At 58.7% G+C, this 14126-nt stretch carries 14 protein-coding genes and 1 tRNA gene; 8 read left to right on the forward strand and 7 right to left on the reverse strand.

Annotation, left to right across the window (positions count from 1 at the left end; translation table 11 throughout):
• Positions 1-22 precede the first annotated feature (22 nt).
• On the forward strand, positions 23-406 hold the full coding sequence (locus tag HK439_RS17955; RefSeq protein WP_190292895.1) for a hypothetical protein: 384 nt from the start codon (positions 23-25) through the stop codon (positions 404-406).
• A 105-nt stretch (positions 407-511) separates the two neighbouring features.
• Positions 512-1258: a L,D-transpeptidase gene (locus HK439_RS17960; protein ID WP_209011916.1), complete on the forward strand. Its 747-nt coding sequence runs from the start codon at positions 512-514 to the stop codon at positions 1256-1258.
• A gap of 289 nt (positions 1259-1547) precedes the next feature.
• Here the strand turns inward: HK439_RS17960 and sfsA are convergent, their stop codons facing one another.
• Together sfsA and HK439_RS17970 are read right to left on the reverse strand one after the other, a co-directional pair.
• Positions 1548-2252 carry a DNA/RNA nuclease SfsA gene (gene sfsA / locus HK439_RS17965; RefSeq protein ID WP_190292896.1) on the reverse strand — a complete coding sequence of 235 codons (705 nt, stop codon included), beginning with the start codon at positions 2250-2252 and terminating at the stop codon, positions 1548-1550.
• A 46-nt stretch (positions 2253-2298) separates the two neighbouring features.
• A complete protein-coding gene (locus HK439_RS17970) occupies positions 2299-3744 on the reverse strand; it encodes a TrkH family potassium uptake protein (RefSeq protein ID WP_235987992.1) in 1446 nt (481 codons plus the stop codon).
• A 234-nt stretch (positions 3745-3978) separates the two neighbouring features.
• Between HK439_RS17970 and HK439_RS17975 the strand changes: the two genes are divergently transcribed.
• On the forward strand, positions 3979-4218 hold the full coding sequence (locus tag HK439_RS17975) for a ribbon-helix-helix domain-containing protein (RefSeq protein ID WP_190292897.1): 240 nt from the start codon (positions 3979-3981) through the stop codon (positions 4216-4218).
• On the forward strand, positions 4202-4486 hold the full coding sequence (locus tag HK439_RS17980; protein WP_190292898.1) for a type II toxin-antitoxin system RelE/ParE family toxin: 285 nt from the start codon (positions 4202-4204) through the stop codon (positions 4484-4486). Before HK439_RS17975 ends, HK439_RS17980 begins: the two co-directional genes overlap by 17 nt.
• A 269-nt stretch (positions 4487-4755) precedes the next feature.
• On the opposite strand, the gene HK439_RS17985 is transcribed toward HK439_RS17980, so the two are convergent.
• Positions 4756-4841: transfer RNA gene (locus HK439_RS17985), tRNA-Leu, on the reverse strand.
• Between the two features lie 209 nt (positions 4842-5050).
• Between HK439_RS17985 and HK439_RS17990 the strand changes: the two genes are divergently transcribed.
• From HK439_RS17990 to HK439_RS18005, 4 genes are all read left to right on the forward strand, one after another.
• Positions 5051-6202 (forward strand): YaaC family protein, encoded by a 1152-nt coding sequence (locus HK439_RS17990; RefSeq protein WP_190292899.1) that lies wholly within the window; start codon positions 5051-5053, stop codon positions 6200-6202.
• Between the two features lie 344 nt (positions 6203-6546).
• Positions 6547-7377: a type I methionyl aminopeptidase gene (gene map / locus HK439_RS17995; protein ID WP_190292900.1), complete on the forward strand. Its 831-nt coding sequence runs from the start codon at positions 6547-6549 to the stop codon at positions 7375-7377.
• A 10-nt stretch (positions 7378-7387) separates the two neighbouring features.
• Positions 7388-8032: a JAB domain-containing protein gene (locus HK439_RS18000; protein ID WP_190292901.1), complete on the forward strand. Its 645-nt coding sequence runs from the start codon at positions 7388-7390 to the stop codon at positions 8030-8032.
• Between the two features lie 116 nt (positions 8033-8148).
• Positions 8149-9390: a tyrosine-type recombinase/integrase gene (locus HK439_RS18005; protein ID WP_038146412.1), complete on the forward strand. Its 1242-nt coding sequence runs from the start codon at positions 8149-8151 to the stop codon at positions 9388-9390.
• A gap of 134 nt (positions 9391-9524) precedes the next feature.
• Here HK439_RS18005 and HK439_RS18010 read toward each other — a convergent pair whose 3' ends face one another.
• The 4 genes from HK439_RS18010 to HK439_RS18025 are packed head-to-tail and all read right to left on the reverse strand — an operon-like array spanning position 9525 to position 14121.
• A complete protein-coding gene (locus HK439_RS18010) occupies positions 9525-12344 on the reverse strand; it encodes a UvrD-helicase domain-containing protein (RefSeq protein ID WP_235842196.1) in 2820 nt (939 codons plus the stop codon).
• Positions 12341-12499, reverse strand: a complete 159-nt coding sequence (locus HK439_RS18015; RefSeq protein ID WP_156102950.1) for a hypothetical protein — start codon at positions 12497-12499, stop codon at positions 12341-12343. The genes HK439_RS18010 and HK439_RS18015 overlap by 4 nt, the downstream gene beginning before the upstream one ends.
• Before the next feature lie 19 nt (positions 12500-12518).
• Positions 12519-13535 carry a nucleotidyl transferase AbiEii/AbiGii toxin family protein gene (locus tag HK439_RS18020; RefSeq protein ID WP_190292902.1) on the reverse strand — a complete coding sequence of 339 codons (1017 nt, stop codon included), beginning with the start codon at positions 13533-13535 and terminating at the stop codon, positions 12519-12521.
• Complete coding sequence (locus HK439_RS18025; RefSeq protein ID WP_038146409.1) at positions 13528-14121, reverse strand: DUF6088 family protein; 594 nt, start codon at positions 14119-14121, stop codon at positions 13528-13530. Before HK439_RS18025 ends, HK439_RS18020 begins: the two co-directional genes overlap by 8 nt.
• Positions 14122-14126: the final 5 nt, after the last annotated feature.

Below are 14126 nucleotides of genomic sequence, written 5' to 3' on the forward strand. Positions count from 1 at the left end.
AATTTGAAGCCATTCAGGCAGCATGAAACGTTCGGGATTTTTCAGTATTGGCAGAATGATAGCGCGGGCACTGACGCTGACCGCGCTCGTTGTCATGGCCTGCAGCCCTGCCCTGACCGGAACGCAATCCATCAAGAACATCGGAAACGCCGCTCAGATCCGGGACGTGCAATCGCCCGGCCTATTCCGTCAGGCCGCCGCCGGCGCCGAACAGCAGCGGCCTGCCAAGACGGCCGCGAGCCGATGCAAGGGGCGTCTCTGCCTTCAACCGGCGCTTCAACTGGCAATCTTGCCGGACGTAAAAAACCGCACCGAACAGGCACCTGCGAGGGAGCGTGACGGCCAGGCGGCCAGCGGCGTGATCGTTCGGGTCACTCCACCTCCTCCAAAATCTGCCGTCTCCTGAACCAGATCGCGCTTCATGCGTTGAATCTCCTGGCAAAGCTACGGGAAAGTTTCACGAGCGAAACTTATCCAACGCCCCATGACTTGTTTGGAAGCAGGCACACATATGCAATTTACCCGACGTTCGTTCCTGATCGGAGCCGGAAGTTCCATCCTCGCCGGATGCTCCACCGCCAACCGGGAACGCATCCCCTACCCCACGCCCGAGCAAATGGCCCGGTATCCGTCCGAAAACGGCACCTACCCGGCGCAAGGCTCTTACCCGGTAAACCCGCGCACGGCGCCAGGCACGGTCCGGCGGTATCCGCCGGATGTCCTGCGCATGTACCGCGCCATGCCGGAAGAACGGTTCCCGATCCCGGCCGTCGATCTCAGCAAGATCGATCCGCGCTACTACCGGCAGATCGTCGACTACACCAGCCCGGAAACGGTGGGGACGATCATCGTCGACACCCCGAACCGCTTTCTCTACCTGACCATGGAAAACGGCAAGGCGCTGCGTTACGGCGTCGGCATCGGACGGGACGGCTTCAGATGGGGCGGACGGGCCCGGATCGGACGGAAGCAGGAATGGCCGAAATGGACGCCGCCAGCGGAAATGATCGCCCGCGAACCGGACCTGGAGAAATACCGCAACGGCATGCCGCCCGGCCTGGGCAACCCGCTCGGCGCCCGGGCGCTCTACATTTTCGAGGGCAATCGCGACACCCTTTACCGCCTGCACGGGACAGCGGAAGCCTGGTCCATCGGCAATGCGGTGTCATCGGGCTGCGTCCGGCTGCTCAACCAGGACATCATCGACCTCTACGGCCGCGTGCCCGTCGGCACGAAGATCGTCGTCCGCCAGAAATAATCTGAAAGGACAGCCGTCCGGCGTTAGAGCGAGTCGCCTTTAAATTGAGCCATTTGACCGAGGTGCTTTTGTCTGATGACAAGACGGATTGCGCGCCGTGGTGTAGTTCCACCACAAGCTCGAGCCAACGCAGTCAGCGGGCAAAAGCACCCGGCCCTTCGGGTGGTGAAAAGCGGCGCATCGGCAGCGTTGCGCCGCTTGCCCGATGCGCCGCATCGCGCTTCACGACGCGCCTTGCCGAATGAACCGCTTTTCACCATCAAATGGATCAATTTAAAGGCGACTCGCTCTAGTCCAGAATGCGGACGGGCTTGTCGACCTCGATACCCTCGACAGTCACCGAACATCCGACCGCATAGGCCTCCACACCGGCCTTGCGGGCGGCGTCGAACGCCTTGCCGTAATTCGGATCGATGTCGCGCGCCAGCGCCATCCGCTCGCAATCGGGCCGCTGCACCAGGAACACCATGGCCGCCCGGTGACCGTCTGCGACCATGTCCGACATTTCAACGAGATGCTTGGCGCCGCGTGCCGTCACGGAATCGGGGAATTCGGCAAGACCCGGTTCGCGCATCAGGTGGACGTTCTTCACCTCCACATAGGTCAGCCCGCCGTCCCCGCCTTCCAGCAGGATGTCAATCCGCGAGTTCTTGCCGTATTTCACTTCCCTGCGCAGGCTCGCAAAGCCGTCGAGTTCCGGCACCAGGCCGCCCCTCAGCGCGTCTTCCACCAGTCCGTTCGGATGGGCCGTGTTGATGCCGACGAGCGCGCCGTCCGCCTCGATCACCTCCCAGGAATACTTGAGCTTGCGGTTGGGATTGTCCGATTTCGACAGCCACACCCGCGATCCGGGCTCCTTCAGGCCGAGCATGGACCCGGGATTGGCGCAATGGGCGGTGATTTCCGTGCCGTCCTCGTCGAGGAGGACATCGGCCAGAAAGCGCTTGTATCGTTTGACCAGACGGCCGCTGACAAGGGGGGCTGAAAACTTCATGGCACCTGAATAGCGCGAGAACAAAAGGTAAACAAGTCTGTATGTATCAACGTGACCAGAAATCCGGATCGAAGAGCACCAGAACCGTGAACAGCTCCAGGCGGCCGAACAGCATGGCCGCGCATAAAAGCCACTTCGCATCGTCGGGCAGCGGCGCGAAATTGCCGGACGGACCGATGACGGAGCCAAGCCCCGGACCGACGTTCCCGATCGACGTGGCCGCAGCCGACAGGGCCGTGATCAGGTCGAGACCGAAGACGGACAGGCCCAGGGTGACGGCGCCGACCGCCCCCATGTAGACGACAAGGAAGGCCAGCACGGAGAAGGAAAGCTCCGTCGTCAGCCGGATCCTGCCATATTCTTCCGACATCACCCGGTTCGGCCGGACCATGCGGCGGAAATGGGCCCGGACCGTTCCGAAAAACACGAGGAAGCGGAACATCTTGATGCCGCCGGTGGTGGATCCGGTACAACCGCCGACGAAACTGAGCAGGAGCACGATCCCGACGACCGGCCCGCCCCATTCGGTGTAGTCCCCGAGCGCATAACCGGTCCCGGTCACGATCGAGACCACATTGAAGGTCGCCCTGAGCAACGCCTCGTCGAAGGGAAAGCGCATGGTGATGCCGAGGTAAACCGTCATCACAAGGGAGACGACCCCGAGGAACCCGACCAGGGCGCGGACCTGCGGATCGCGCCACAACAACAGCGGCTGGCCGCGCAGGGCCTGGACGATCAGCACGAACGGCAGGGCGCCGACGACCATGAAGAAGATGCTGACCCAGCCGGAGACGGGATTGGTGTAATAGCCGAAAGACGCGTCATGGGTGGAAAAGCCGCCGGTGGAGATCGTCGTCAGCGCGTGGTTGAAGGCGTCGAACAGTTCAAATCCGGTCGCCAGATAGGCGATGATGCACAGGGCCGTCAAAAGCACGTAAGCCAGTCCGAGCAAGCGGATCAGTTCTATGGACCGGCTGACGATCTTTTCCGACCGGTCCGAGGCCTCGGTCTGGAACAGCTGCATGCCGCCGATCCGCAGGAACGGCAGGAGCACGATCGCCATGACGATAATGCCGATGCCGCCGATCCACTGCAGGAGCGAGCGCCAGACGAGCAGGCCCGGCGGCAGCCCGTCCAGGCCCGACAGCACCGTCGAACCGGTCGTGGTCACGCCGGACACGGCCTCGAACACCGCATCTGCATAGCCGATGCCGAGCCACATGAACGGCAGCGCGCCAAGGGCGGGCAGCGTCGCCCAGGCAAGCGCCGTCAGAAGGAAGGTCTGGCGGATATTGAGCCCCTCTTTCAGCGATCCGCCGACCGCGATCGACAGCAGCATGCCCACGAGGCCGGTAAACAGGGCTGAAAACACGAACGCGCGCCAGTCGGCATTCCTGGCCGCCACATCGACGATGGCAGGCACCAGCATGGCGGTCGCCAGACCGACATAGAGGAACCCGAGCACATTGAGGACTGGGCGCAGCGAGATCAAGAAACGTTCCTACCTGTCCAGCGCACGGCCCAAGATACCGGCCGTCAATGCGCATTCCGAATTCTGAAACTTCCTAGACTGTTTCTGAGGCAATGCCAATGGCACTGCACCTGCGCCGATGGAGACACAAACCGGAGGCACAATTATCTCCGTCCAGGGTTGTTAATTGCAATTTTGCGCAAACCTGGTGCACAATTACACCAAACATACAACATCGAAAGCGGAGTCGCTGGAATGTCGAGGCAAAGTATTTCCCTGACCCGACCGAACGACGAATGGCTCAAGGCGCAGGTCGAAAGCGAAGAATATTCAAGCAAGAGCGAGGTGATAAACGACCTCATCCGCAAGGCGCGGGAGATGCAGGAAATCCGCAAAAAGCTGATCGCAGCGGAAGCAAGCGGGTTTTCCAACCGCACGCCGGAACAAATCCGAGCCGACGCCAGGGCAAAGCTCAGGAATGCCGCGGACTTATAAACTCAAAATCAGCGCATCGGCGGAGCGTGATCTGGCAACCCTCTATGAATACGGATTTGTTCAGTGGGGAGAGGAACGCGCCGACCTTTATTACGATGCGCTGATCGATCATTTTCAGCACCTTTGCGACAATCCATTCTTATATGCCACCGTCGATGAAATTCGCCCCGGCTATCGCCGCAGCATCTGCGGCGTTCACAGCATCTATTACAAGGTGACGGAAACCGCCGTGGAGGTCATGGCCGTGATCGGACGGCAGAATTTCTAGGAAATATCGAGCTCAAGCAGCCGGAAAGCCGGTGGCACATTGAAGCTTGAGTACAACAACCGGAGCTCAAGTAGCCCGAGGGGCGATAGCTCAATTAAGTTTGAGAGCAGTCCTCCTGCGCCAAGGCTTCGGAGGACACGCCTTCGTCTAACGACCTTCAGGTGGCAAGCCACCCGAAGCTCGAAGAGCGAAGGATGGTGCAGGTGAAAGGAGCAACCTGGAACCAAGCCAGCGCTCAAGTAGGCCAACGGCCGATAGCGCGACAAATATGGTGCGGGCGACGGGACTCGAACCCGTACAGCCTAGGGCCGAGGGATTTTAAGTCCCTTGTGTCTACCAGTTCCACCACGCCCGCAACCCTAACCGGTTTAGTGGCTCCTGCGGATTTTGCAACTCAACCAGTCCTAATTTCTCCTTCGATCCCAAGCTTTGGACTTAAAAATATATGTGCCAACAGCGTCGGATGAACTCGTCAAATTTAGGAAGAAACCTTAAACTCCGGTACACTTAATATCCCTCGGCCTAGGCTGTACGGCTTTCGAGTCCCATGGCCCCGGATCAGATTTGGAGGATATTCCGATCCGCCTATTGCTGACACACGATCTCGACCCTCGATACGCTTGGCAGCGTCTTAGGAGCTTTCATGATACCGGCTTGACATCAAGCCAAATCATGGCAAGTAGAGAAATTCCCACTGATCAAAAAGATAATGTGGAAAAACAGGCCGATCAGATCCGTTTTTGCCTAATCCAAGCTGAGGAATACTACAAAGCAGCCTCAGTATCCAACAGCACCACAAAATCGTTGCAGCTATACTACTGTGCGATGTCTCTAGCTCTAGCAGAATCACTTTGGTTAGGCGACGGGACTATTAGCCTAGACAAGAGAGCACGCTTTCACCACAATCATGGACTCGATTTCATTTTCGACGAAGGGTCCAATGATCGTTTGGAAGGTCTCGCAGCCAAACCAAAGTACCACCGAGGCGAGCCCTCTGGAACCTTCGGGCTCTGGTGGAGACACTCGCGGAACTTACCCTTCGCGCTGGATCGAAAAATCATTTACACTGGAGACCGCTACCATAACAATCAAGTGGATTTAGGTGCAATTTCAAACAATATATTTGAAAAAGACAGCCCATTATTCAAGTTAAATTTATTGGAATGCTTTCAAAATATAAGAGAAATGAAATACATATTAAATAAGTACAACCACGAAATACGATTAGTAAGATGCTCAGCGAGCGCAAAAACACAAATAAACCATGAAAAAAGAGAATTTAGAAATGAATATAAGTATATCCTCCATCCGGGGGACGTTAATTATATAAATAAAGCAGTTGAACATTTCTCATTTCCACCGACCCTAGTTCCATATGTGGACGCAGCAGAAATTAAACCCTCAGGAATAGCGATCGAAGTTTCACCCCCTGCAAATTTTAACGTCCAGTATAAAGTCCCCTCAGGTTTCTCAACATCGCAAAATGATACGTTCTTCTATTCTGACGACCATTGCTTGAATGAGTTTGGATACCTCTATATTGGACTTTTCATCTGCAGTAATTTGGTCAGGTATTACCCTCACAAATGGATGGAAGAAATCCATAAATCTTCAAAGACTTATGTCATGGTTGATGATTTCATGTCAGCCTGTGTCAGTCGATTACCCTGGCTGACATTATCCGCCCTGGAAGACACAGTCTTCCTCGAAAAATAATAGCCTTGATTTGGCTTAATTCTCCTACAGCATCTTGAACCGGAAAGGCGACGCGCAAAGTTATAACCCGGTTTTGGCCATTATGGGCATCGTCGAGCTACTAAGAATATTGCTACGATCGTCCCCTAGTCCCTTGTGTCTACCAGTTCCACCACGCCCGCGTGTTCCCAAATGCCTATCCGCTGGCGGAAAGCTGCGCAAGCCGGTTTAGCCCTCTTGTTAAGCAGTTTTGCCCCCGGTCTGGAAAAATTCGGCCGACAAGGTTATGTGAAGCGCAAGACATGAAACGAAAGCCGCGCTAACCTGTGCGCGACAACATAAATTCTAGAGCACAAGCACCGCCCATGGTCACCTATATCGACGCCGCAGACGCCCCCTTGAAAAACACCGGACAGGTCCGCCTTTACGGACCGGAGGATTTCGAGGGCATGCGCAAGGCGGGACAGCTGACCGCCCGGTGTCTCGACGAACTGGCGGCCATCGTCAAACCCGGCGTAACCACCCAGGAAATCGACGATTTCGTCTTCGAATTCGGCGAGGCCAACGGCGCCCTGCCGGCAACGCTCAACTACCGCGGCTACACCAAGTCCACCTGCACCTCGGTCAACCATGTGGTCTGCCACGGCATCCCGAACGAAAAGCCTCTGCGCGACGGCGACATCGTCAACATCGACGTCACCTACATCCTGGACGGCTGGCACGGCGATTCCAGCCGCATGTATCCGGTCGGCAAGATCAAGCGCGCCGCCGAGCGGCTGATCGAGGTGACCTATGAATCGCTCCTGCTCGGCATTGCCGCCGCCAAGCCCGGCAACACCACCGGCGATATCGGCCACGCCATCCAGACCTATGTGGAAGGCGAGCGCTGCTCGGTGGTGCGCGATTTCTGCGGCCACGGCGTCGGCCGGCTGTTCCACGACACGCCGAACATCCTGCACTACGGCCGCCCGGGCGAAGGCATCGAACTGAAGCCCGGCATGATTTTCACCATCGAGCCGATGGTGAACCTGGGCCGCCCCCATGTGAAGGTCCTGAGCGACGGCTGGACGGCGGTGACCCGGGACCGGTCTCTGTCTGCCCAGTTCGAGCATGCCATCGGCATCACGCCGGACGGCTGCGAGATCTTCACCACCTCGCCGGGGGGCCTGGACAAGCCCGGCATGACCCCGGCTTAAGATCGGACTCATGGGAGCGGACCGGAAAAAGCCCGAGGACAAGACGCCGTCCCCGGACCATTCCGAACACCGCAAACGTGTGAGAAACCGGTTCCAAAAGACCGGCGAAGCCGGGTTCGAAGACTACGAACTGCTCGAGCTCCTGCTGTTTTCCGCCATACCGCGCCAGGACACCAAGCCGATCGCCAAGGCCCTGCTCCGCCGTTTCGGTTCTTTTGCCGGCGTGCTTGCCGCACCCCGTAATCTTCTGGTGGAAATTCCCGGTGTCGGCGAGAAGGTCGCCGAGCACCTGAAGGTCGTCCAGGCAAGCGCGGTCCGCTACACCAAGGGCCAGGTCAACGAGCGGGCTGTGCTGTCGTCGTGGTCTGAGGTGGTCGATTACGTGAAATCGGCGATGGCCCACTCCGATATCGAAGAATTCCGCATTCTGTTTCTCGACAGGAAAAACGGGCTGATTGCAGACGAGGTGCAACAACGGGGAACGGTCGACCACACCCCGGTCTACCCGCGGGAGGTGATCCGCCGCGCGCTGGAGCTGTCCGCGACCGCGCTCGTCCTGGTCCACAATCACCCCACTCATTCATTTAGATCCCGCAGGATCACGCTCAAACACATTGAAACACTAGAAAATCCCTCAATTTTTAGCATTGCGTAGTGGGGACGGTTTTGGCAAATTGGGGGTGGTTGAAGGGATAGAAAACGGCTTTCCGCTCCCAGTAAACGATCCCCGTTTCTCCTCGACCGATCCCAGTTTCAGGCAAGGAGGAACGCATGCCAGCCCTGACCGACACCGCGATCCGACACGCGCTGAAGCGCGTTGAGATCAGCCGCAAGCAAGAGAACCTCGCCGATGGCGACGGGCGAGGCACCGGCCGACTCGTCCTCGTTCTCAAGCCCATGCCGAAGCGCGTCACGGCCGACTGGATGGCGCAACAATGGCGTGACGGCAAACGTACCAAGAAGAAGATCGGCGCTTACCCCTCGATGTCGCTCGCCCAGGCCCGCGAGGTTTTCAAGCGCGACTATGCCGACGTGATCCAGAAAGGTCGCAGCATCAAGATCGCAAGCGACACCCGCCCCGGCACTGTAGCGGACCTCTTCGAGGGGTACGTCGCTTCACTAAAGGCCGCCAGCAAGCCCTCCTGGAAGGAGACGGAGAAGGGCCTTAACAAGATCGCCGACACTCTTGGGCGGAACCGCCTAGCCCGCGAGATCGAGGCCGAGGAAATCGTCGAACTGATCCGCCCGATCTATGAGCGCGGCGCCAAGTCGATGGCAGACCATGTGCGTTCCTACATGCACGCGGCTTTCGGCTGGGGCATGAAGTCCGACAACGACTATCGGCAACAATCGGCTCGCCGCTTTCGCATCCCCTTCAATCCAGCGACAGGTATTCCGACCGAACCGAAGGTCAAAGGCACCCGCTGGCTCGACGAGGACGAATTCGTACAGCTTTATCGTTGGCTGGAATGTCCCGACACGCCGGTTCATCCGCCCTATACCCGTGCCGTCAGGATCATCATGCTGACCGGCCAGCGCGTCCAGGAGATCGCCAGCCTTCACATCGACCAGTGGGACGCCAAGGAAAAGATCATCGACTGGTCGAAGACCAAGAACGACCAGCCCCATGCTGTTCCGGTGCCGGAACTGGCCGCAGAGCTACTCGCGTCCATCAACGTCAACGAATACGGCTGGTTCTTCCCGTCTGCCACGGACCCGTCCAAGCCTGTCAGCCACGGCACGCTTTACTCGTTCATGTGGCGCCAGAGGGACCGCGGCGTGATCCCCTATGTGACGAACCGCGACCTGCGCCGGACCTTCAAGACGCTTACCGGCAAGGCGGGGATCTCGAAGGAGATCCGCGACCGCCTCCAGAACCATGCGTTGCAGGACGTCAGTTCCAAGCACTACGACCGCTGGCACTACATGGTGGAAAAGCGTGCCGGCATGGCGAAATGGGACAAGTTCGTCCGCGCCATGCTCGCAAAAAAGCGACTGAAAGCGGCAGCATGAGCCTCGGGTGCCCCATAAGGCGGAAGTGAGAACAAAACGATGCGTATCGTAATCAGCTTGGCGGACGCTCCATCGGAGATATTCTAAGAACAGCCGGAAATGTCGGGGCGACGGATACGATCAAACAAGTAGCATTATACGGCTTTTACCCGTTTTACGGTTTCAACGACAACGCCCTCGCCCGTTCGCTCACGATGAAGCACCGCTGGAGCTGACTGCTGGGTGTGGCGGCACTCAGGAAATTGATTGCAGCCGAAAAAGCTGGTGTCGTTCCGCCCTTTGCGCTCAACCAGCTCCCCCACCAAGCAACTGGGGCATTGATCGAGTTCCCTCCCATCGATGGTTTCAAACCGGACTTCGTTGCCGGCGATCTCGCAAAGCTCGCGAATGTAGCGTGAAGGCTTGCGTCTATTACAGAGGATAAACGTCCCTCTGCTGGCGCGGGTCATTGCGACATAGAAAAGTCGGCGCTCCTCCGCATAGGCAAACCTCTCCGGACGCGGGATAACGAGATTTAGCAGCTCGTCATCTTCGATCCGGCTGGGGACGCCATAGTCGCCCTCGCTGACATCGAGCAGGATCGTGTAGTCGGCCTCCAGGCCCTTCGACCGATGAAACGACATGCCGGCGACCTCGATCGCCGAAAATTCGGGGTGGCGACCGTGAAATGGATCTAACAAGTTGTAACGCCACAAGACCAGTACCTTCAGCTTTTGCCCCGCCTCACGGCGCCACTGTCCTGAAATTCCTTCAAGAAAGGTGTTCAGGCGATCGAGTAGTTGGAAGCAGGCTTTCGGGAAGCTTGGCTTGCGCCACTCCACGCTGACCGGAATGATCCGGATTGATCGCGGTATGGCGGCGCGCGTCGATCGCACCGTCTTCGTGATCTGCTCGGGATTGCGCTGGACAAAGCGTGCCGCGGTGTCAGCGAGAAGCTGGTTACAGCGGTACGTCTGTTCCAGCCGACCTTGCCAGCAGGCACCAAAGTTCGCTTCGAACTGGGTGAAGATCGTAATGTCCGACCCGGCAAAGCGGTAGATCGACTGCCAATCGTCTCCGACAGCAAAGACTTTTGTGAAAGCCTTCTGGTGTTTTAGCGCCTTGATCAGATTGGCCCTCGGGTCCGAAATATCCTGAAATTCATCCACCAAGATCAGCGAATAAGGGCTCTGATAGCGCCCCGTCTCAACGAGGCGCACTGCGTCGCCGATCATTGAATCGAAGTCGATACGCTTTGCCTCGTCGAGCTTGCGCGAATAGGCTTCGGTGATCAGCCAGACAGCACGCGCGAAATACTGCGCGCGCGGTTTGTCATGCAGGGACTTTGCACGTTCCAGCAGCATCTCCAGCGTAAGCTGGCTCGCTCGAATGTGTTTGATGCACACGCCGATCAGCTTCTGGTAATGCGTGATCACCACTGGTTCGACCGCTTTGAGGATCTCGTCGACACTTTTCTCAGTCAGGGGAATTTTGCGTTTGATCAGCTCAGCCTCGAGATGTGGCAACAACGTTCCCTCGTGCGCCTGTGCGGAGGTTGTCTCGAAGAAATCCAACTCTTTGCGCTTGTACCCAGCGCGTTTACCCTTGGTATGCTCAGCATAGTTCGCAAAGGGCGAGGAGCCATCCGCGTTGATCGCGAAATGCTCGTGGAACGTGTCGGTGAGAGGGTAATGAAAGTCCGGCTGGACAAAACGTTCGCTCCCGTCCTCCTCTTCGAATGAGATCTGCTTTTCATATTCGAACTCGACAGAGTGGACCCACAACCAGTTCGCGATCCGCTGCTCCTGAAGGGATTTCACATACACGTTTGCAAGCGTACCGATGGTGCTGCCGCCCTTATCGTTGCGATCGGCGATGTAGCGATTGTAGTCTGCCTCCGAGTCAAAGACCTCTGCGGGGATGTCGGCCTTCGGCAAAATCGAGAGGAGGTCGATCCACAGACGGCGAAACTCTTCATTTACCTCCATCAACTCGCGTATGATCTTGTCGATCACACGGGCTTCGCCGGCGGGATGCTCGACCCAGTTTGCGAGTTGAGGTGGGCGACCTTCCGTCTCTTCGATGATCCCCCGACCGAGTGCATGAAACGTCGTCACCCGGCTCTCCAGAGCATCTTCATCGACGTTCAGCTGCCTGGCGATCCGTTCCTTTAATTCGTCGGCTGCACTCTTGTTAAATGCCAGGACGAGGATCTCGCTCGGATGGTAAAGTCCCTTCTCGAGGACATAGGCAACTTTCCCGACCATGGTCGCGGACTTGCCCGATCCAGCGGATGCGACGAGCAGGTTGTTGTCTTCGAGGCGGATGCAAGCCTCGCGCTGCTCCTGGGAAAGCGAAAATCCCCCAAGGTCGGCGAAGAATTCCTCGAACTTCTGCATCTCGTGAAAAACGAAATTTTCATTGTAGCGACTGCGGACGCCGGGGTCAGTGAGCATCGCAAAAGAGGTTGGCAGATAGCCTCTTAGGGTGTCGGGGATCAGAGAGGCATCAAACAACGGGTGCGCCAATGCCAGTGACGCATTTCCCGGGACACTCGCGATCGCCCGGCCGACGTCGGCATGAGCAAGATATTGCCTGTTGCTGTCGGTCATCGCGCGAATCTTGCTATCGACCTCGCGCAAGCGTTCCTTGTCGGAATCGATGAGATTCGCGAGATGCTGGTTCACGAAAGCCAGCAAATCGTCGCGTAAAGTCTGAGACGCCTTGGCGGTCAGGCCGGAAAGAGCATCGATACGGCCCTTCGACCGGATCTCGACCGTGTGCCAAAGCAGGGCCTTGGTTGACGAAACCGACGAGATATCAAGGCACTGAATTTCATCCTCGCCTGTCGATGTCAGGCTAACTCGGTCCTGCGAAGATGGGCTGAGAGCCAGTTTCCACTTCTCCGACAAGAAAATGCGCGCCCAAAGGCTGGGCCGGTATATGCGGGATCGTCCAAGCATTGGCAGTTTCATCGAGCCGCCCGGTCTGCGCCTGCGACGTTCTTGTTCATGATCTCGCAAATCGTCTGGTGGGCGCTCTCGATCTCCTTGTTCCAGTCGGGTTCCGATGAATCGGCATCGTCACTCCCTACAAACCGAGATTTTCGCACCTCTTCGACGTCGCGCATATTCCCCCGCCCCCGTTTCTTATTTGACTGCGCCGTTCGCGCGCGCGACTATATCGGCGCACTGCGCCATAAGCGCCTCGAACGGCTCAGCGTCATCGAAGAGCAGCCCATCCTCAACCATGCGGGCATAGTCGTCCTCCAACGCCTTCGCGCCATCGCCGACCGGCACGAGTTGCAAGCCGCCGCTGACAGCCGCTGCATAGTCGATCGGCGTGCGGTCGGCGGCTTTCTCCGCGAAGAACATCGACTTGTGCCGGGCGACAGCGTTGGCCAGCTCGCGATCGGCGAAAGCAGCTTCCGCAAAGCCGGCTTCATCCAGCCGGACAACATCGTGCCAGTGTCGTGCGAAGCGGTCGCCGCGAAGCCGCTCCTGAAGGCAAAAGACGTGGATGGCGGTCGCCTTCTCCCAGAAGGTCCGCTCCGCGTGCATGACGCGCGGACGCGCCGTCGGGAATACCAGCCCGTCGATCAGGCCGGCGGCGTCGCAGGAGACATCGCGCAGGCTCGCCGGTTCGCCCGTCGAGCGCGCGCCGAACTCCAGCATGACGCTGGGCGCGACATAGCCGGACCCGGCCGCGGTCGCCTCGTAGTCGATGAAGAGCTTGTCATCCTCGACGCGGATGGCCGCAGCCAGACCTTCGGCGGCGAGTGCGTTCGCGATCACGGGCTGCACGGTTTCCGCGACCCATGCCGGCAACCGCCGACGGACCTCGCTGGACCAGCGCTTTTCCTCGCTTCGCGTTTTCGGCAAGCCCTCGCCATTGTCCCCGACCAGATCGGGCGCGATCGCCCGAATGTCATAGGTCAGATCCACATCCTCCGAAAACCGGCGAATGACGTGATAAGCTTTCGACAGCGACGTGCCGCCCTTGAACACTAGATGTTCGCCGAGCGGCGCAGCGTAGAGGGTCGCCAGCGCCCACACCACCCACACATCCTTTTCGAGAAGATGGGTGGGACGACCCGAACGGTCGGCCGCGACACCCAGCGCGTCGCGCCGGTCCTCGGCCGAAAGCTGGAGAAAGACATCAGCCATACGCCGCCTTTCCGACGCTCTGCGCGAGCCATGTCGGAAGCTGCGGCGCGGCGGCGACCAGTTCGCCGAACACGCCGGGCGGCATCTTCCGCTTCAATGTCGTGAGCGCGGCCTCTGCCTTTTCCGGGCCGAGCCAGGCCAGCGCCCGCACGGCCTCCCCCGCCGGCCGGTTGGCCAGGGCCAGTTGCCAGCGCGGTGCATGCCGCAATTCCACGATCTGCTTGCCGAGGTGCACCTTTCGGCTGCGCCCGGAGGTCAGATAGACCGAGCGGACGGGCACCTGCGTCGTCAAGCCAAGGGCGTTCGCCGCGGCAGCGCCGTTCGAGACGATGACCTCCCCCTTTTGGGTTGCAAGAGCCTCGACAGCCTGCTCGACCGAAGGCGTGCGCGTGCCGAACCGGCTGGCGATGGGACGCAGATAGACGCCACGACCGGCGCGGATGAGTTGCCCGCGCTCCGTCAGGCGCGACAACGCCTGATCCACGGCGGCCCGGTTTCCGAGGTGCAGCAGGCTCTTGGCGGACACAGGAGCGCCTTCGGGCAGGCCCGTCGCATGCGACAAAATCTGTTCGGTCAGCCGTGTCATCGTCT

Source organism: Roseibium aggregatum, from assembly GCF_014692675.1.
Classification (GTDB): domain Bacteria; phylum Pseudomonadota; class Alphaproteobacteria; order Rhizobiales; family Stappiaceae; genus Roseibium; species Roseibium aggregatum_C.

Bases quoted from the DNA above. Each gene is read 5' to 3' on its own strand.
- HK439_RS17955 (WP_190292895.1), top strand. From the start codon at position 23: ATGAAACGTTCGGGATTTTTCAGTATTGGCAGAATGATAGCGCGGGCA.
- HK439_RS17960 (WP_209011916.1), top strand. From the start codon at position 512: ATGCAATTTACCCGACGTTCGTTCCTGATCGGAGCCGGAAGTTCCATC.
- sfsA (WP_190292896.1), bottom strand. From the start codon at position 2,252: ATGAAGTTTTCAGCCCCCCTTGTCAGCGGCCGTCTGGTCAAACGATAC.
- HK439_RS17975 (WP_190292897.1), top strand. From the start codon at position 3,979: ATGTCGAGGCAAAGTATTTCCCTGACCCGACCGAACGACGAATGGCTC.
- HK439_RS17980 (WP_190292898.1), top strand. From the start codon at position 4,202: ATGCCGCGGACTTATAAACTCAAAATCAGCGCATCGGCGGAGCGTGAT.
- map (WP_190292900.1), top strand. From the start codon at position 6,547: ATGGTCACCTATATCGACGCCGCAGACGCCCCCTTGAAAAACACCGGA.
- HK439_RS18000 (WP_190292901.1), top strand. From the start codon at position 7,388: ATGGGAGCGGACCGGAAAAAGCCCGAGGACAAGACGCCGTCCCCGGAC.
- HK439_RS18005 (WP_038146412.1), top strand. From the start codon at position 8,149: ATGCCAGCCCTGACCGACACCGCGATCCGACACGCGCTGAAGCGCGTT.
- HK439_RS18010 (WP_235842196.1), bottom strand. From the start codon at position 12,344: ATGAAACTGCCAATGCTTGGACGATCCCGCATATACCGGCCCAGCCTT.
- HK439_RS18015 (WP_156102950.1), bottom strand. From the start codon at position 12,499: ATGCGCGACGTCGAAGAGGTGCGAAAATCTCGGTTTGTAGGGAGTGAC.
- HK439_RS18020 (WP_190292902.1), bottom strand. From the start codon at position 13,535: ATGGCTGATGTCTTTCTCCAGCTTTCGGCCGAGGACCGGCGCGACGCG.
- HK439_RS18025 (WP_038146409.1), bottom strand. From the start codon at position 14,121: ATGACACGGCTGACCGAACAGATTTTGTCGCATGCGACGGGCCTGCCC.